The organism is Mesorhizobium silamurunense, from assembly GCF_014843905.1.
In the GTDB taxonomy this organism is placed as follows: domain Bacteria; phylum Pseudomonadota; class Alphaproteobacteria; order Rhizobiales; family Rhizobiaceae; genus Mesorhizobium; species Mesorhizobium silamurunense.
Genome location: NZ_LPVS01000090.1, coordinates 133,995 through 150,297, shown reverse-complemented (window position 1 = coordinate 150,297; position 16,303 = coordinate 133,995). Strand labels below are relative to the sequence as shown.

Genomic DNA, 16,303 nt, shown 5'->3' with positions numbered 1-16,303 from the left:
GGCAGTGCGCCGGCCGGCGTGTCGGCGGCGATCGCGGCCACCGGCGCGTCAGGCGTCGGCAGCGAGCGCTGGACAGCGTCGAAGCTCGGACCTGTGACAGCAGCGGGCTTGGCCGATGCCGTCAGCGCGGCCGCCATCGGCCGCAGGCCGAAGAAGGCGACAAGGAACACGACGACGATGAAGGCGCCGGCGTTGATCAGCGTGCCAGTGTATGTGCCGATCGAGGCGAGGATGCCCGGCTGGTCGACCGGCTCGCCGTCCAGCCCGTCGATGAACTCGACCGCCGAGACGTCGATGATGTCGCCGCGCTTCTCGTCGAAGCCGGTGGCGGAGGCCACCATCTTCTGGATGTCCGCAACACGCTTGGCGATCTGCTCGGGCGTGGCGTCCTTGCCGAGGATGGTCCTGAGCCGATCCTGGTTGACGACGACGGCGATCGACATCTTGGTCACCGAATAGCCGTTGGAGACGGTGGCGATCTTCTTGGAGTTGATCTCGTAGTTGGTGATCTCCTCCTTGCGGTCGTTCTGCGAGGAGGACTGCGGCCCTTCGGTCGTGGTCGTTTGCGTCTCGGGCAGGTTTTGCTCGACGCTGGCCGGGGTCGAGGCCTGCTTCTGGTTGCTGGCCTCGTTGGTGCGCACAGATTGCACCGAACGCTCGACGCGGGATTCGGGATCGAAGATCGTCTCCTCGGTCTGGCGGGTGTCGGTGTTGACGTCGGCCTTGACGCTGGCGCGGAAATTATCGGGACCGAGGTAAGGCGTCAGCGCGCGGCGGATGTTGTCGCCGATCTGCGCCTCGACCGTCTGCTCGACGCCGAGCGTGCGGGCGGCGCTGGTGTTGGAAGTGTCGTCGCCGGCCGCGAGCAGATTGCCGTTGGAATCGAGCACGGTGACCTTGTCGGCCGACAGACCGGGAACCGCAGCGGCGACCAGGTGGCGGATCGACTGCGCGCTTTTTTCGGCATCGACGCCGGCATAGCGGATGACCACCGAGGCCGAGGGCTGCTGTTCGTCGCGGCGGAAATTGGCGCGCTCGGACATGACGATGTGGACGCGCGCCGCCTTGACGCCGGCGATCGACTGGATGGTGCGCGCGATCTCGCCCTCCAGCGCGCGCACGCGGGTGATCTGCTGCATGAACGAGGTCAGGCCGAGCGAGCCGACATTGTCGAATAGCTCGTATCCGGCGTTGGCGCTGGTCGGCAGGCCTTTCTCGGCGAGCAGCATGCGCGCCTGCGCCGTGGTGCCGGCCGGCACCAGCACCGACGTTCCGTCGGCGCCGACATCGAAGCCGATGCCGGCCTCGCCCAGCACCAGGCCGATCTGGTTCACGTCGTTGCGGTCTAACCCGACATAGAGTGTCTCGTAGGCCGGACGGTTGAGATAGACCGAGGCGACGCCGATGACGGCCATGACCAGCGCGGCGATGCCGCCCATGAGAGCGAGACGCCTAACGCCGAATCCCCGGAGGTTAGCGATGAGGCTCTGGATCTGTTCCGGCACGATTCAAACCGCTCCCAGCATGACTGTCCGCCGGAAGACTAGACCGCGAAGCTTGTGCGAGGATGATAGTGCGTGCCGCCGAGCACCACGCGACATCCGGAAAGCACGGAAGCAGCGATCCGATGCGCAACAAAAAGGGCCGCGTCCAAGACGCGGCCCTGCGATGAAGGGTCTGCTTCTGCCGGAATATCAGCTCTTGAACAGGGCCAGGATCGACTGCGAGTTGCCGTTGGCGATCGACAGCGCCTGGATGCCAAGCTGCTGCTGCACCTGGAGGGCCTGCAGGCGGGTCGATTCCTTGTTCATGTCGGCGTCGACCAGAGCGCCAACGCCCTTGTCGATCGAGTCCGAGAGGTTGGAGAGGAAGCTCTTCTGGGTGTCGATGCGCGACTTGGCGGCGCCGAGATAGGCCGCGCCGGTGGCGAGCTTGGCAAGCGCGGTTTCAACGCTGTCGAGCGCGGTGTCGACGGCGGTGTCGGCGACAGCGGCGGCGCTCGGGTCGAAGAAGGTCGTGGCGAGCAGGCCGCCGACGATGCCGCCGGTGCCGGCCACGTCCAGGACCTGCGTGTCGGTGGCCTTCACGTCGATGGTATCGATCGAGACGGTTGTGCCGGTGCGGTTGTAGGAGGCGACGACATGCAGATCGGAGGCTGCGGTGCCATCATTCTGCAGCAGGTTCGAACCGGCATAGCTGGCATTGGTGACCGAGGACTTGATCTGGTCCTGGATGGCCTTGATTTCGGTGGCGATCTTCTGCTGGTTGTCCTGGCTGGCGCCGCGGGCGGTGACCAGCTTGGCCTTGATGGCGTCGACCTGATCCTTGATTTGGGTGATGGCGGTGTAGGCGGTGTCGACCTTGCCGGCGCCGAGGCCAAGCGCGTCCTGGACGGCCGAGAGCGCCTGGTTGTCGGACCGCATCGAGGTGGCGATCGACCAGTAGGCGGCGTTATCGGAAGCGGTGGCGACGCGATAGCCGGTCGAGATGCGGCCCTGTGTGGTTTCAAGCGCCTTGTTGGTGGCGTTAAGGCTCTGCAGCGCGGTCAGCGCGGCGGCGTTGGTCATGATACTTGCCAAGATACACCCCTTCTCAAAGCAGGCATGCCTCGTGCATGCCGGTCAACTCTCTGGCGGGGGGCGTCATGCCTGTCGACCAGCGGTCGGCCCGTCATAGCGATTGGTTAACCATAACTAGCGCGTCACGGTTAATGGCGCGTTAAAAGCCTGCCTTGAAACCGCAATGCGGTAGTATTTCTTAAGAGAAGCAGCGCGCCTCGGAGGGTAGCGGCGTCACAACGAAAATCGGGCCGCGCTGATGGCGCGGCCCGATCCAGATGCCTGAAGTCTGCTGGGCGATCAGCCGCGGAAGAGCGACAGGATCGACTGCGAGTTGCCGTTGGCGATCGACAGCGCCTGGATGCCGAGCTGCTGCTGGACCTGAAGGGCCTGCAGGCGGGTCGATTCCTTGTTCATGTCGGCGTCGACCAGAGCGCCGACGCCCTTGTCGATCGAGTCCGAGAGGTTCGACAGGAAGCTCTTCTGGGTGTCGATGCGCGACTTGGCGGCGCCGAGCGAGGCAGCGCCGGTGGACAGCTTGCCGAGCGCCGTTTCAACGGAACCCAGCGCGGTGTCGATGGCAGTGTCGGCGACAGCGGCGGCGCTCGGGTCGAAGAAGGTCGCGGCGAGCAGGCCGCCGACGATGCCGCCGGTGCCGGCGGTGTCGAGAACCTGCGTGTCGGCAGACGTCACCTTGATGGTGTCGATGGTGACGGTCGCGCCGGTGCGGTTGTACGAAGCAACGATGTTGAGGTCGGACGCGGCGGTGCCGTCGTTCTGCAGCAGGTTCGAGCCGGCGAAGTTGGCGTTGGTGACCGACGACTTGATCTGGTCCTGGATGGCCTTGATTTCGGTCGCGATCTTCTGCTGGTCTTCCTGGCTGGCGCCGCGGGCGGTGACCAGCTTGGTCTTGATCAGGTCGACCTGGTCCTTGATGTCGTTGATCGCGGTGTAGGCGGTGTCGACCTTGCCGGCGCCGAGGCCGAGCGAGTCCTGAACGGCCGAGAGCGCCTTGTTGTCGGACTTCATCGACGTGGCGATCGACCAGTAAGCGGCGTTGTCGCTGGCGGTGGCGACGCGGTAGCCGGTGGAAATGCGGGACTGGGTGATCTCGAGCTGCTTGTTGGTGTTGTTCAAGCTCTGCAGCGCGGTCAGCGCCGCGGAATTGGTCATGATACTGGCCATGGTACTCGTACCTTATTTTTACACGGATTTTTTTGACATACCGGCTTTTCCGGTATGACGGTGCGGCATCATGCCAATGATCGCTGAGACCCGATCACCCGCCATCTGCGAGCAATATGCGGGCAACTTCCTACCAAACGGCTAAACCGGACGGTTAATCGAAAATATATTGCGCGAAAATGGAGCGATGCATTGCCGCGTCGCCGGCGGGGCGGTCAGGTAAAGGACCGCACCAGGCTGCCGACCAGAAGGTTCCAGCCGTCGATCAACACGAAAAACAGGATCTTGAACGGCAGCGAAACCACCGTCGGCGGCAGCATCATCATGCCCATGGCCATGGTGACGGTGGCGACGATGAGATCGATGACGAGGAAGGGCAGCACGATCAGAAAGCCGATCTCGAAGCCGCGCCGGATCTCCGAGATCATGAAGGCGGGCACCAGGATGCGCAGGTCGACGGTGTCGCGCGAGACCGTCTGGCCGCGCTCGCGGGCGAGATTGGCAAAGAGGTCGAAATCCTTGTCGCGCACATTGTGCAGCATGAAGGCGCGGAACGGATCCGAGATCTTGTCGAAGGCTTCGGCCTGGGTGATCTGATTGTCCATCAGCGGCTTGACGCCCGTGTTCCAGGCCTGATCGAAGGTCGGCGCCATGACATAGAAGGTCATGAACAGCGACAGCGAGATCAGGATCAGGTTGGCGGGCGTCGACTGCAGGCCGATGCCGGTGCGCAGGATCGAGAAGGCGATGACGAAGCGGGTGAAGCTCGTCACCATGATCAGCAGGCCCGGCGCCACCGAAAGCACGGTGAGCAGGCCGAACATCTGGATGAGGTAGCCGACCGTGGTGCCGTCGGCCTTGCCGATGCCGCCGAGATCAAGCTGCTGGGCCGCGGCGACGGAGGTGGTGACGACGATCAGCGCCGTGGCGGTGAGGAACTTTCTCATTCGAGCAGCATCGTCCTGATGAGAACCTGTTTGACGTGGCCGCCGCTGCGCAACGCCGCTCGCTCGTCGAGATCGGCCTTGAGATGCTGGTAGCCGCTGGCGCCTTCGATCTGATGCATCTTCAGCGTGCGTACATATGCGAGCAGGTCCTGGTGGATCTGTTCGGTCATTTCCGGCGGCTGCGGCGCGTCGTAGAGCACCGATGCCTCCAGTCTTATCCAGACTTCGCTGGGCGAGGCGAGATTGGTGGTGATCGGCGCCAGCTGAACCACGGCAGGTCCGGCAACCGGCTTGCCGGCGTCGACGGGTTTCTCCGGGCTGCCGGCGTTCTCCGGCGCGGCAGGAACCGGTGCCGGCGCTTCTCCCTGCTTGAGATAGCCGCCGGAAACCCAGCCCATGCCGACGGCCGCGCCCGTCATGACAAGGAGCGCGGCGAGCTGGATCACCAGGGAGGGTCCCTTCTTGGGCTGTGCCTGCTCGACATTTGCCACGACAGCGGTCTCCCCGGCCTAGAAAGGAAGAACCTGGTCAAGGATCTGCTGACCGTAGGCCGGCTGCTGGACCTCGCTCACGCGTCCGCGCCCGCCATAAGAGATGCGTGCCTCGGCGATACGCTCGTAGGGAATCGTATTTTCGGCGCCGATATCGGAGGGACGCACCATGCCGGCGATGGTGAGGACCCGAAGCTCGTAGTTGACGCGCACTTCCTGCGAGCCCCTGATCATCAGGTTGCCGTTCGGCAGCACTTCGGTGACGACGGCGGCGACATTGAGCTCGAGATTCTCCGAGCGCTTGATCTCGCCGTCGGCGTTGGTCTCGGTGCTGGAGCTCAGGCCGGCATCGCCCTTGCCGCTGGTGCTTTTGCCGTCCCAACCGAGCGTGACGTCGTAGCCGAGCTTGCGCGCGGCGGTGCGGCTGCGGTCGTTCTGGTTCTTGAAATTGGCCTTGTCGTTGAGCTTGATGTTGACGGTCAGGATGTCGCCTTCCCGCAGCGCTCGCGGATCGGTGAAGAGCCTGCTCTGGCGGTCGTCCCACAGCGAGAATTTCTTCACGGGTGCGGCCGGCGGCTCCGGATAGCTGTAGGGGGCCCCTCCGCCGTTGCCGATGCCGGAGCCGACCGGCGAGAGCGCAGGTTCCCGGCCGACCTCCTTGAGATCGGTGCCGCAGCCGGACAGTGCCGTCGCCGCGGCAAGGACGAGCAATTTCAATTTCATGACGGATCAACCCTTCGCGCCGCGCTGGCCATGATGCCGGTGAGCGTCGCCGCCGCCTTCTGGTCCATTTCGTTAAGGATGACGCCGGCCTTGCGCGCATCGAGCTTCATCAGAATGGCCGCCGCGAGCTCGGCATTGACCATCGCCAGGCGCTCGGCCGCGGCGTCGGGCTTCATGCCGGCATAGATCTTGACCACGCTGTCCTCGGCGCGCGCCAGGAACACCTCGCGGCGCTTCAGCCATTGCTCGTACTCGGCCCGCTTGTCCTCCAGCGCCTTCATGCGCTGGTCGATTCCGGCCTGGAGCTGCTTCAGCTCCTCGGCCTGCAAGGCGTAGCGGCGGTCGCGCGCGGCATCGGCGATGTTGGAGCAGAAGCGCTGGATCTCGCTTTCGTCCGGCGCCTTTTCGCGCACGAGCTGGGCCGGCGGAGCCGGCGCCTGTCCACCGGGCAGCACCTGGCGGACTTCATCCGCGCGGCCGGCCGTGCCGCCCGCCAGCGCAACGATTGCGGCAGCGGCGAGGAGGCTCATTCCGGGATGAAGTCTCTGGCTACGATGACGTCTCTGGCCAGGATGAAGCCTCGGGCGACGATGCGGTCTTGAGGAGAAAAGCTCGATCATCGGCGTGCCTATTGCAGAACCAGGTCGGCCTGCAGGGCGCCGGCCGACTTGATGCCTTGCAGGATGGCGATGATGCCGTCGGGCTTCACGCCCAGACGATTGAGACCGGAGACAAGCGTTTCGAGATCGGGGCCGTCGAGCACGGCGACGCGGGCGTCAGGTCGCGAGGCCTCGATGGCGGTGAAGGGTTCGATCGCGGTCTCGCCCTTGGAGAAGGGCTCCGGCTGAACCACTTTCGGCGCTTCGGTGATGCGCACTGTGAGCGTGCCGTGGCTGATCGCGACGCGCGAGATCCTGACGTTGTTGCCGATGACGATAGTCCCGGTGCGTTCGTCGATGACGACGCGGGCAGGCGCATCCGACTCGACGACCAGGTTTTCGATCTCCGCATAGAAGCGCGCGGCCGATACGTTCTTCGGCCGCCTGATCTGCACGGTGCGGGCATCGCGCTCGGCCGCGACGCGCACGCCGAAGCGCTGCGAGGTGTAATCGTTGATGGCGTCGGCGATGCGGATGGCGGTCGAGAAATCCGGATTGCGCAATTGCAGCGTCAGCACGCCCTGGTCGTCGAACTCGGCGGGCACCGAGCGCTCGACGATGGCGCCGTTCGGCACGCGGCCTGCGGTGGGCACGCCTTGCGTCAATTGCTCGGCTTGGCCCTTGGCGACGAAGCCCCCCACGATGACCGAGCCTTGTCCAACGGCATAGATCTCGCCGTCGGCGGCCTTGAGCGGCGTCATAACCAGCGTGCCGCCGGCAAGCGAGGTGGCATCACCCATCGAGGAGACGTCGATGTCGATGCGCGCGCCCGACTGGACGAAGGGCGGCATGTTGGCGGTGACGATGACCGCGGCGACGTTCTTGGCGCGCGCGCTGCCGCCTTCGGTGGCGATGCCGAGGTTTTCCAGCATGGCGCGGATCGACTGTTCGGTGAAGGGCGAGTTGCGCAGGCTGTCGCCGGTTCCCGCGAGGCCGATCACCAGGCCGTAGCCGACGAGCTGGTTGTCGCGTGCGCTCTGCAGCTGGGCGATGTCCTTGATGCGAGCGGCGACCTGGCCGGGCGGCAGCGTGCTCGGTCCCGTCGAAACGCGGAACATGCGCGTGGTGGTGGCCGGATCGTATTCGGGGTCGTCATAGACGCCGCCATTCTTCAAGGCCAGCTCGCGCTTGGCCTTGGGCGTGAGCCCATCGGCGAATGCGGGCTGAAGACCGATCGCGGCGCTCAGCAGAAGTGCGAAGGCGCGCATCACGATGCGCCGACCCGAACGGTGCCGTCGGCCATCACCGTGCCGGAGATGATCTTGCCGCTGTCGACGTTGCGGATCTTGATCTGATCGCCGGCAGCGCCCGGCTGCAGCGTCACGCCGGCTGCCGAGATGGTCAGCGCGCCGGCCGTGAAATAGACCTGCACGGAAGCGCCCTGTTCGACCAGCCACGCATTGCGGATGGCGGCCACCGGAATGTAGCGGCCGGGCAGAAGCGTGCGCTTGGCGACCTTGCCCTGGAGTTCTTCGGATCGCGTCGCCATGCCGTCCGGCTTGTGCTTGCCTGGGACCAGCGTCACCTGCTTCAGCGCGGCGAGCTCGATCGCCTCGCCGGGATAGATGACCCGGTTGGGAATCAGCACGGCCTCGCCGACCGCCTGACTGGCGGCGATCTGGTTGGCCGACTCTCCGCCCGTCTCTTGCGCAAGCGCCGGCATGCCGCCCGCGACCAGCGCAAGGGCCAGCGCGGCGCGGCGGAATGCAGGGCAGGAGATCGGCGTCGCCATTATCCGTTACCTGATGTTCTTGGAGACCACCGAGGCCATATCGTCGGCGGCCTGGATGACCTTGGAATTCATTTCATAGGCGCGCTGCGCCGAGATCAGCTCGGTGATTTCCTTGACCGGATCGACGTTGGAGGACTCCAGATAGCCCTGTTCGATGGTGGCGAAGCCAGGATCGCCTGGAACGCCGACATTGGCCGGACCGGAGGCAGCCGTCTCCTGGAACAGATTGTCGCCGAGCGGCGCCAGGCCCGCCTCGTTGGCGAAGTTGGCGATCTGGAGCTGGCCGAGAAGCTGGAGATTGGTCTGGCCGTCGATGCGGGCAAAGACCTGGCCGGTCTTATTGACGATCACCTCGACCGCGTCGGTCGGCACGGTGATCGCCGGAATGACGTTGGCGCCGTCGACGGTGACCAACTGCCCGGTGGCATTGGTGTTGAAAGCGCCGGCGCGGGAGTAAAGCGTGCTGCCGTCGGCGCCTTCGATCTGGAACCAGCCCCTGCCGGTCAACGCCAGGTCGAAGCTGTTGCCGGTGCTGGTCAGTTCGCCCTGCGTGTGGACGTTGCGCACGGCCGTCGTCTTGACGCCGAGACCGATCGAGACACCTTCGGGCACCAACGAGGTGTTGGAGCGGTTGGGCACCCCTTGAGTGCGGTCGACCTGATAGAGCAGGTCCGAGAATTCCGCCCGCGCCCGCTTGTAGCCGGTGGTGTTGATGTTGGCGATGTTGTTGGCGATGACTTCCAGATTGGTCTGCTGGGCATTCATGCCGGTCGCGGCGATGGCAAGGGCTTTCATGACGCGGTCCTAGATATTCATGCGACTGATTTCGAGGTAGGCCGAGACGACCTTGTCGCGGATGGCGATGGTCGTCTGCAGCGCCTGCTGGGCGCTCAGCACCGCATCCACCACCTGGCGGGTGTCGGCATCGCCCTTGAGCGCCTGGATCGACGTCTGCTCCGCGTTCTGCAGCGTGTTGACGGTCTTCGTCGCGGCGTGGCTGAGGACTTCGGCGAAGCTGCTGCCGACGCTTTCGCTTGCCTGTGTCCCGACACCGCCCTGAAGCAGGCCGGGCGAGGCGGCCTCCGCGCCGTCGATTGCCGGTTTGAACTGTAGTGCCCCGATACCGCCGATCATTGCTGGTTCCTCATCAGGTCGATGGTCATGGAAATTAGATCGCGAGCCTGCTTGATGACCTGCAGGTTGGCCTCGTAGGAGCGGTTCGCCTCGCTCATGTCCGCCATTTCGACCAGCACGTTGACGTTGGGCATCTTCACGTACCCTTTTTCGTCGGCGGCCTCGTTGCCGGGCTGGAACTCGATGGGGAAGTCCGACGGGTCGCGCGCGATCGAGCTCACCTCGACCAGCGAGCCGCCGCTCGCGCGGTCGAGCTCGGACTGGAAGGTGATCGTCTTGCGGCGATAGGGATCGGCGCCCGGCGCGTTGCCCGTCGACTGCGCGTTGGCGAGATTCTCCGACACCACGCGCAGGCGCTCCGACTGGGCGCCAAGGCCGGATGCCGCGACTTTGAGGGCTGCGGTCAGCGCGTCCATGGTCAGCTCTTCACCACCATCGTCATCATCGAATGGAAGGCTTTGACGATCGCCGTGTTGAGCTCGAAGGAGCGGCGCACTTCACCGGCCTTCATCAGTTCGTCCTCGAGCACCACCGTGTTCTTCGACGGCATGATCGAGCCGGTGGCCTCTTCCGGCTTGACGTTGAAGCCGGCATTGGTCGCCTCCGCGCCGAGATGGCCGGCCTCGGTGGCCTTCAACGTCACCGCGGTCCGGTCGAGAACCTTTTCGAACGGTTCGACGTCGTTTGCCGTGTAGCCCGGCGTGTTGGCGTTGGCGATGTTGGAGGCGATCGCCGACTGGCGCACGGCCAGCCATTGCGACTGCCGGGTGGCGAGGTCAAAGAGGTTGACGGGTTCCATGGGACTCTCCGGGCGAGTACGCACAGACTAGGCCGCCAGTCTTGCGCGGACCTTGCGCGGGACGAGCCCCGCGGCCGGTCACCTGGAAAGCTCCATCACCTTGTTGGCGTCCGTGACGATGACCCATTTGCCGCCGCGCTGCTCGATCGAGGCGACGCGGCTGGCATCGGGCAGGACCGATCCGCGCTGGACGATCCACAAGCCGGTTTCGTCCTCGACCATGGCGCGACCGTTGGCGACATGCACCATCTTGAATTCCGATGCGGCAGGGAAGGGCTGCTCGTCGGGCGCCGGCGCGGAGGCCGGGTCGTCCCGCACTGTTCCGGTGGCAAGCAGGTCGATGTCGGCATTGGGAACGTCCTTGGCCGTCAGCGGTCCGCTGCGTTCGACCGCAACGCCGCCGCCCGCGCGTCCGGAATTGCTGCCGCTGCCGCCGAACTTGATGGTCTGCACGCCGAACTGCTCCTGATTGAAGAAGATGTACCAGGGAAACAGCGCGCAGATCAGGCCGAGCGTGATGCCGAGCGCGGCGACGAGGAAATCGCTGCGCCGGTCCGCTTTCCTGTTGACCAGGCGCGGGAATTCGGCCCGCGGCGGCTGCGGCCACTCCACCTTCTTCGGGAACAGTCCATTGATCAGCGAGTCGCGGCTGGCGTCGGCCTCCTCGGCGGCCTTGGCCTCGGCGATCATCTCGCGCAGCATGCGCTCGGTCTGCTGCAGATCAGTCTCCCTGATCGCCATTCTGCTTCCCCTTGAGATGGCGGGCGAGGTCGGCGAACGGATCGGTCGATGCGCGATCCTTCGGCGACTGCGTGAGCGCCTCGTAGATCAGCGGCACCTGGCGCACGGCGATGTCGAGCTCGGCGTCGGCACCGCCCTGATAGGCGCCTAGCAGTCGGATGTCGCGCGTGTCCTCGAAGCGCGCGATCATCGCCTTCAGCCTGGTCACCAGCATGCGCTGCTCGGCGCTCCAGGCCTTGTCGGCGAGACGCGAGATCGACGACAGCGGGTTGACCGGCGGGTAGCGTCCTTGTTCGGCGATCGCGCGGTCGAGAACGACATGACCATCGAGGATGCCGCGAACCGAATCGGCCACCGGATCGTTGTGGTCATCGCCATCGACCAGCACCGAGATGATGGCGGTGATCGAGCCTTTGCCCTCGGCACCCGGTCCCGCCCGCTCGAGCAGCTTCGGCAGGTCGGTGAAGACCGAGGCAGGGTAGCCGCGCGCGACCGGCGGCTCGCCGGTCCCTGTCGCCACCTCGCGCAGCGCGTGGGCAAAGCGGGTGATCGAATCCAGCACCAGGAGCACGCGATGGCCCTGGTCGCGGAAATGTTCGGCCACGCGCATGGCGGTGTCGGGCGCGCGCCGGCGCATCATGGCGCTCTCATCGCTGGTGGCGACGACGGCGACGGTCTTGGCCATGCTGTCGGCGCCGATCGTGTCCTCGAGGAATTCGCGCACCTCGCGGCCGCGTTCGCCGATCAGCGCCACGACCACCGTGTCGAAGGCCTCGGCGCCGGCGAGCATGGCAAGCAGCGTCGACTTGCCGACGCCGGAGCCGGCGAAGATGCCGAGCCGCTGGCCGAAGCAGAGCGGGGTGAAGATGTCGATCACCCGCACTCCGGTCAGGAAGCCGGTGCCGACCCGCTGGCGGGACATGGCGCCGGGCGTCAGAGTGTCTGCGCCGTCGGCCGCATTCGGCCTGATCAGCGGCGGACCGCCGTCGATGACGCGGGTCAAGGCGTCTATGGCACGCCCGCGCCAGGAAACGTGCGGCGCGACGCCAAGCGGACCGCGCCGGAACACGGCGTCGCCGATGCCGGCATCGGCGCTGCGCTCGAACGGCGCGACCACGACCTCGTCGCGGCCTATTCTGACGATCTCGCCGCGGCGCGTGCCGGCCTTGCCGCGCTGCTCGACGATGTCGCCGAGCCTTGCGATGCCGGAGAGGCCGTGCACCTTGTAGTGCGTGGGCGAAATCTCGACGACGCGACCGCCGCGGCTCAGCAATGTTTCCGGATTGTCGAACCACCGCCAGATACGTTCGAGCGCGGCGAGTCGATCCATTGGGGAATCGGCGAGCCTCTCGGGCGCGCGGAGCAGGGACGAGCCGGTCGCCATGCCGCTACTTCGAGCCGAGCGTCTTGATCGCGTCGTCGGTGGACGAAGCGCTCTGCCGGATCAGCGCCGCCGTGTTCTCGAAAGCGCGCTGCACCTGAATCAGCCGGGTCATCTCGAGCACCGGATTGACGTTGGACTCTTCCAGAAATCCTTGCGCGACGCCGACGTCTGAGCGGTCGGTGACCGGCTCTGGCGTTCGCGCAGGCACGATGCCCGAATTGCCGTAACGGACAAAATTGTCGCCGGGATCGAAATCGTAGAGACCGATGGCGCCGACGAGTTGATCGTTCTGCCTCAGCGAGCCATCAGCGCCGGCCTTTGGCGGGCCGTTGCGCGGATCGAGCTGGATCGGCGCGCCGCCGCCGTCCAGCACCGGATAGCCTTCGATCGACATCAGCTCGCCGTTCTCGTTCATGGAGAAACGGCCGTCGCGGGTCATCACCGTGCCGGCCGGCGTCTCGATGGCGAACCAGGCGTCGCCCTGGATGGCGAAGTCGAAAGGATTGCCGGTTTCGGTCAGCGAGCCGTGCGCGGTGGAAAGATAGGTCTTGCCGGAGGATGCGAAGGACACCGACTTCGGCCCGGTGCCGGAGACCACGTCCTCGAATTTCACGCCGGTGGCGCGAAAGCCGATGGTCGAGGCGTTGGCAACATTGTCGGCGATGGTATCGAGGCGGCGCTCGAGCGCAATCTGCGAGGAGAGGGCGACGTAGAGACTGTCCTGCATGGTGTTCTCAGAACTTCAGCTTCTGCATGGCCATCATCAGATCGGTCGAGATGCCGACAGTGGTCGGCTGCGCGAACAGCACGCTGACCGAGGTCACGGCACTGGAGGTCGGGTTGTTGATCTCCCACAGGCTGGTGAAGCGGGTCAGGAACTTGTTCAGCTTGTCGGGGTCCTTGAAGTCGGCGATATCGAGCTTTTGCTCGAACATCTGCGCCTGCTTGTCGATGTCGGCGGAGGCGATGGAGTCGGGCAGGCCGAGCGCGGTGCGGACCACGCTCGAAAGCGCCGTGTCGGCAAGCACGTCGTACCAGTTGGTGATGGTAGGCGCCTTGCGCTGGAAATAGAGCGCCAGCCGCACGCCCTGGTTGGTCTCGCCGGCATTCTCCTCCAGCGTCTGGCGCATGTATTTGTCGACCGCGCCTTGCTGGGCGGAGGGAAAGAGGGTGGCGGTCGAGCCATAGGCGGCAAAGTTGAAGGCCTTGACGAAGTCGGCGTAGCGCTTGTCGCTCAGCTTGTTGGCGAAGCTGTCGGAGTCGGACACGCCTTCCTTGAGCGCCTTGACCATGAAGGCCTTGGCATAGGCCATGTCCTCCAGCCCGTACGCCTTCATGGCGTAGTTGAAGAGCCGCGTGTTGTTGACGAAATTGTCGATGGTTTTGACGTTGCCGATATTGGCCAAATAGTAGTCGGTCTCGCGCTTCACGACGGGCTGCGACTCGACCTGGTCGATTGCCTTGGGGATGTCCTTGGCGATGAGCTGGTAGCTCGTATAGGTGTTCAACATATGCGCCTCCGGCCGAAGCAATCCGAGGACGATAGCGAAGCTTCCTTGTGCGAAGCTGAATCGGTTTTGCGCATCGCGATTCAAGCCTCACACAAGGCACGAGGACTATCCCTGATCCGCGACGTGACATGCGGAAGGACCTGTCGTGGGTATTCTGATCGGACTTGTGGTGACGCTTGGGTGCGTACTCGGTGGCTTCATGGCCATGGGCGGCCATCTGCATGTGCTGATGCAGCCTTGGGAAGCGGTGGTCATCTGCGGCGCAGCGCTCGGCACTTTCCTCGTCGCCAACCCGATGAAGACGGTCAAGGACACCGGCAAGGGCATTCTCGAGGCGTTCAAGCAGGCCGTGCCGAAGGAGCGCGACTATCTCGAGACGCTGGGCGTCCTGCACAGCCTGATGCGCGAATTGCGCTCCAAGTCGCGCAGCGAGGTCGAGGCGCATATCGACAATCCGGAAGAGTCGGCGATCTTCCAGGCCTTCCCGACAGTGCTCAAGAACCACGATCTGACGCATTTCATCTGCGACTATTGCCGCATCATCATCATCGGCAACGCGCGCTCGCACGAGATCGAGGCGCTGATGGACGAAGAGATCCAGACGATCCGCACCGACAAGCTGAAGGCCTATCACGCGATGGTTGCCGTCGGCGACGGCTTGCCGGCGCTCGGCATCGTTGCGGCCGTGCTCGGCGTGGTGAAGGCGATGGGCGCGCTCGACCAATCGCCGGAAATCCTCGGCGGGCTGATCGGGGCGGCGCTCGTCGGAACCTTTCTCGGCATCTTCCTGTCCTATGCCGTGGTCGGTCCGGTGGCCACCAAGATCAAGACGGTGCGCGAGAAGAAGAACCGCCTCTACATCATCGTCAAGCAGACGCTGCTCGCCTACATGAACGGCGCCTTGCCGCAGGTTGCGATCGAGTTCGGCCGCAAGACCATCTCGTCTTATGAGCGCCCGACGATCGATGCCGTCGAGCAGAGCACGATGAACGCGGGCACCGCCGAGAGGAAGGCGGCCTGAGCATGCAGAACTTCAGACAGGGCCGCTTGCCGTCATGACCAGTCCGGGCAGTCCGTCGCAAACCCGGGCTCTCATCATCGAGCGTCTCGTCGGCGACAGCGGCGAGGCCGCCCAGGTGATCGGTGTCGGCCGCGGCATGGCCGAGCGCTCGCTGCCGCTTTTGCAGAAGGCGCTTGCCGGCGAGCTTGGAGCGCCGATCAGGGTCGACCTGCAAGCAGTGGAGGTCAGCCGCGTTCCCGATGCGCGCACACGCGCCGGCGATAATTTCGCCATGACCATCGTCTCATCGCCGACCTCGGCCGACGCCATGACGCTGGTGATCGACGGGCCAGCGATCGCCGTCATGGTCTGCGCGCTGTTCGGCGGCGATCCGGACCAGCCGGTCTCGGCGATCGAGCGCGAGCTGTCGCAGATCGAAATTGATGTCGCGACCATGGTATTCCAGGAAGTCGCGGTGGCGCTGAACGGATCGGGCCGCCGCTCGCTCGACTTGCGCCTGCCGGTTCCAAAAGCGATGTCGGGCAACGAGGCAAGGCGACGCGTGCTGCGCGACGGCGCGGCGATCCGGATCGTCTATGGCGTCTCGACGCCGACCGACACCGGCACCGTCACGGTGATGATCCCGCAGCGCATCCTGCTTGCGACACGCGGCGCCACCGCTAATACGGGCGACGACGGGACAACGGAATTCGACTGGCGGGCCCGCTTCTCCGAGGAGGTGATGCGCTCGGCGGTGCGGCTCGAAGCCACCATGCCGCTCGCTCGGCTGACGCTCGGCGATCTCGCCGCCTTCCAGCCCGGCCAGGTGATCGAGTTCGAGGAGGACGCGCAGCTGCAGGCCAGGCTCAGCGCGCGCGACAAGACGCTGTTTGTCTGCGAGTTCGGCAAGCTCGGACAGAATTACACGGTCCGCATCCGGCATCCCCACGATGGCGGGCAGGACTTCATTGACGGGCTCATGCCGGGCTGAGGCCTGGCTTGGGATTATTGGAGACGAGGCATGGCAAAGACCAAGGTGGAAGCTGAACCCGAAGCCGACCAGCCGGACGAGCAGCTCGACCGCGCCATCGAGGAATTGCGCGGCGTGCTCCGGGAAGAGGAAAATCGCCCCGACGCTGCTCTCCAGGCCGGCGCCAATTCCTCGATCATCATGACGATCCCGGTCGATGTGCAGATCATTCTCGGAAGCACCGAAATGGCGGTGTCGGAGCTGATGGCGCTGCAGAAAGGCTCGACCGTGGCGCTCAACCGCCGCATCGGCGAACCGGTCGACGTGGTGGTCAACGGCCGTAGAATCGCGCGCGGCGAGATCACCGTGCTGGAACACGATCCGTCGCGCTTCGGCATCAGGCTTACCGAGATCATCGCCGCGACGAAGAGCGCCTGAGGATGGGCGGCGAGAGCATTCACCTGAAGCG

20 protein-coding genes are annotated in these 16,303 nt (G+C 65.1%); 3 read left to right on the top strand and 17 right to left on the bottom strand.

From position 1 onward, the window contains the following. From fliF to AU465_RS26985, 17 genes are all read right to left on the bottom strand, one after another. The coding region (fliF, locus tag AU465_RS27065) for a flagellar basal-body MS-ring/collar protein FliF (protein WP_192254984.1) at positions 1–1,505 on the bottom strand (1,505 nt) is incomplete at its 3' end. A gap of 189 nt (positions 1,506–1,694) precedes the next feature. Further along, the gene (locus tag AU465_RS27060) at positions 1,695–2,579 is read right to left on the bottom strand and encodes a flagellin N-terminal helical domain-containing protein (protein ID WP_192254982.1); all 885 of its coding nucleotides are present in this window, start codon (positions 2,577–2,579) and stop codon (positions 1,695–1,697) included. Between the two features lie 279 nt (positions 2,580–2,858). Next, entirely contained in the window at positions 2,859–3,743 is an 885-nt protein-coding gene (locus tag AU465_RS27055; protein WP_192254981.1) for a flagellin N-terminal helical domain-containing protein, read from the bottom strand. A 215-nt stretch (positions 3,744–3,958) separates the two neighbouring features. Continuing rightward, the gene (gene fliP, locus AU465_RS27050) at positions 3,959–4,690 is read right to left on the bottom strand and encodes a flagellar type III secretion system pore protein FliP (RefSeq protein WP_192254979.1); all 732 of its coding nucleotides are present in this window, start codon (positions 4,688–4,690) and stop codon (positions 3,959–3,961) included. Beyond that, positions 4,687–5,181: a flagellar basal body-associated FliL family protein gene (locus AU465_RS27045; RefSeq protein ID WP_192254977.1), complete on the bottom strand. Its 495-nt coding sequence runs from the start codon at positions 5,179–5,181 to the stop codon at positions 4,687–4,689. Before AU465_RS27045 ends, fliP begins: the two co-directional genes overlap by 4 nt. 18 nt (positions 5,182–5,199) lie before the next feature. Then, positions 5,200–5,904 carry a flagellar basal body L-ring protein FlgH gene (gene flgH / locus AU465_RS27040; protein WP_192254975.1) on the bottom strand — a complete coding sequence of 235 codons (705 nt, stop codon included), beginning with the start codon at positions 5,902–5,904 and terminating at the stop codon, positions 5,200–5,202. Beyond that, entirely contained in the window at positions 5,901–6,434 is a 534-nt protein-coding gene (locus AU465_RS27035) for a MotE family protein (RefSeq protein ID WP_192254973.1), read from the bottom strand. The genes flgH and AU465_RS27035 overlap by 4 nt, the downstream gene beginning before the upstream one ends. 98 nt (positions 6,435–6,532) lie before the next feature. Beyond that, positions 6,533–7,621, bottom strand: a complete 1,089-nt coding sequence (locus AU465_RS27030; RefSeq protein ID WP_246506470.1) for a flagellar basal body P-ring protein FlgI — start codon at positions 7,619–7,621, stop codon at positions 6,533–6,535. Positions 7,622–7,770: 149 nt separating this feature from the next. Further along, positions 7,771–8,295 carry a flagellar basal body P-ring formation chaperone FlgA gene (gene flgA / locus AU465_RS27025; protein ID WP_192254969.1) on the bottom strand — a complete coding sequence of 175 codons (525 nt, stop codon included), beginning with the start codon at positions 8,293–8,295 and terminating at the stop codon, positions 7,771–7,773. Positions 8,296–8,301: 6 nt separating this feature from the next. Next, positions 8,302–9,090: a flagellar basal-body rod protein FlgG gene (flgG, locus tag AU465_RS27020; protein ID WP_059184409.1), complete on the bottom strand. Its 789-nt coding sequence runs from the start codon at positions 9,088–9,090 to the stop codon at positions 8,302–8,304. Positions 9,091–9,099: 9 nt separating this feature from the next. Further along, on the bottom strand, positions 9,100–9,429 hold the full coding sequence (gene fliE / locus AU465_RS27015) for a flagellar hook-basal body complex protein FliE (RefSeq protein ID WP_192254967.1): 330 nt from the start codon (positions 9,427–9,429) through the stop codon (positions 9,100–9,102). After that, on the bottom strand, positions 9,426–9,845 hold the full coding sequence (flgC, locus tag AU465_RS27010; protein WP_192254965.1) for a flagellar basal body rod protein FlgC: 420 nt from the start codon (positions 9,843–9,845) through the stop codon (positions 9,426–9,428). The genes fliE and flgC overlap by 4 nt, the downstream gene beginning before the upstream one ends. Positions 9,846–9,847: 2 nt before the next feature. After that, the gene (gene flgB / locus AU465_RS27005; RefSeq protein ID WP_124995611.1) at positions 9,848–10,228 is read right to left on the bottom strand and encodes a flagellar basal body rod protein FlgB; all 381 of its coding nucleotides are present in this window, start codon (positions 10,226–10,228) and stop codon (positions 9,848–9,850) included. 78 nt (positions 10,229–10,306) lie between these two features. Continuing rightward, a complete protein-coding gene (locus tag AU465_RS27000; protein WP_192254963.1) occupies positions 10,307–10,969 on the bottom strand; it encodes a hypothetical protein in 663 nt (220 codons plus the stop codon). Further along, positions 10,950–12,299: a flagellar protein export ATPase FliI gene (gene fliI, locus AU465_RS26995; RefSeq protein WP_246506454.1), complete on the bottom strand. Its 1,350-nt coding sequence runs from the start codon at positions 12,297–12,299 to the stop codon at positions 10,950–10,952. Before fliI ends, AU465_RS27000 begins: the two co-directional genes overlap by 20 nt. A 58-nt stretch (positions 12,300–12,357) precedes the next feature. Further along, a complete protein-coding gene (gene flgF, locus AU465_RS26990; RefSeq protein ID WP_192254959.1) occupies positions 12,358–13,080 on the bottom strand; it encodes a flagellar basal-body rod protein FlgF in 723 nt (240 codons plus the stop codon). A 7-nt stretch (positions 13,081–13,087) separates the two neighbouring features. Beyond that, the gene (locus AU465_RS26985) at positions 13,088–13,864 is read right to left on the bottom strand and encodes a DUF1217 domain-containing protein (RefSeq protein ID WP_192254957.1); all 777 of its coding nucleotides are present in this window, start codon (positions 13,862–13,864) and stop codon (positions 13,088–13,090) included. Positions 13,865–14,009: 145 nt separating this feature from the next. Between AU465_RS26985 and motA the strand changes: the two genes are divergently transcribed. The 3 genes from motA to fliN are packed head-to-tail and all read left to right on the top strand — an operon-like array spanning position 14,010 to position 16,272. Next, on the top strand, positions 14,010–14,885 hold the full coding sequence (motA, locus tag AU465_RS26980; RefSeq protein WP_192254955.1) for a flagellar motor stator protein MotA: 876 nt from the start codon (positions 14,010–14,012) through the stop codon (positions 14,883–14,885). Positions 14,886–14,919: 34 nt separating this feature from the next. After that, on the top strand, positions 14,920–15,855 hold the full coding sequence (locus AU465_RS26975) for a FliM/FliN family flagellar motor switch protein (protein WP_192254953.1): 936 nt from the start codon (positions 14,920–14,922) through the stop codon (positions 15,853–15,855). Between the two features lie 30 nt (positions 15,856–15,885). Next, positions 15,886–16,272 (top strand): flagellar motor switch protein FliN, encoded by a 387-nt coding sequence (gene fliN / locus AU465_RS26970; protein WP_192254951.1) that lies wholly within the window; start codon positions 15,886–15,888, stop codon positions 16,270–16,272. Positions 16,273–16,303: the final 31 nt, after the last annotated feature.

What these genes read in the sequence shown, in the direction of transcription:
- AU465_RS27055 (WP_192254981.1), bottom strand. Translation starts at nt 3,743, where the DNA reads ATGGCCAGTATCATGACCAATTCCGCGGCGCTGACCGCGCTGCAGAGC.
- fliP (WP_192254979.1), bottom strand. Translation starts at nt 4,690, where the DNA reads ATGAGAAAGTTCCTCACCGCCACGGCGCTGATCGTCGTCACCACCTCC.
- flgH (WP_192254975.1), bottom strand. Translation starts at nt 5,904, where the DNA reads ATGAAATTGAAATTGCTCGTCCTTGCCGCGGCGACGGCACTGTCCGGC.
- AU465_RS27035 (WP_192254973.1), bottom strand. Translation starts at nt 6,434, where the DNA reads ATGAGCCTCCTCGCCGCTGCCGCAATCGTTGCGCTGGCGGGCGGCACG.
- AU465_RS27030 (WP_246506470.1), bottom strand. Translation starts at nt 7,621, where the DNA reads ATGTTCCGCGTTTCGACGGGACCGAGCACGCTGCCGCCCGGCCAGGTC.
- flgA (WP_192254969.1), bottom strand. Translation starts at nt 8,295, where the DNA reads ATGGCGACGCCGATCTCCTGCCCTGCATTCCGCCGCGCCGCGCTGGCC.
- flgG (WP_059184409.1), bottom strand. Translation starts at nt 9,090, where the DNA reads ATGAAAGCCCTTGCCATCGCCGCGACCGGCATGAATGCCCAGCAGACC.
- fliE (WP_192254967.1), bottom strand. Translation starts at nt 9,429, where the DNA reads ATGATCGGCGGTATCGGGGCACTACAGTTCAAACCGGCAATCGACGGC.
- flgC (WP_192254965.1), bottom strand. Translation starts at nt 9,845, where the DNA reads ATGGACGCGCTGACCGCAGCCCTCAAAGTCGCGGCATCCGGCCTTGGC.
- flgB (WP_124995611.1), bottom strand. Translation starts at nt 10,228, where the DNA reads ATGGAACCCGTCAACCTCTTTGACCTCGCCACCCGGCAGTCGCAATGG.
- AU465_RS27000 (WP_192254963.1), bottom strand. Translation starts at nt 10,969, where the DNA reads ATGGCGATCAGGGAGACTGATCTGCAGCAGACCGAGCGCATGCTGCGC.
- fliI (WP_246506454.1), bottom strand. Translation starts at nt 12,299, where the DNA reads ATGGATCGACTCGCCGCGCTCGAACGTATCTGGCGGTGGTTCGACAAT.
- flgF (WP_192254959.1), bottom strand. Translation starts at nt 13,080, where the DNA reads ATGCAGGACAGTCTCTACGTCGCCCTCTCCTCGCAGATTGCGCTCGAG.
- AU465_RS26985 (WP_192254957.1), bottom strand. Translation starts at nt 13,864, where the DNA reads ATGTTGAACACCTATACGAGCTACCAGCTCATCGCCAAGGACATCCCC.
- AU465_RS26975 (WP_192254953.1), top strand. Translation starts at nt 14,920, where the DNA reads ATGACCAGTCCGGGCAGTCCGTCGCAAACCCGGGCTCTCATCATCGAG.
- fliN (WP_192254951.1), top strand. Translation starts at nt 15,886, where the DNA reads ATGGCAAAGACCAAGGTGGAAGCTGAACCCGAAGCCGACCAGCCGGAC.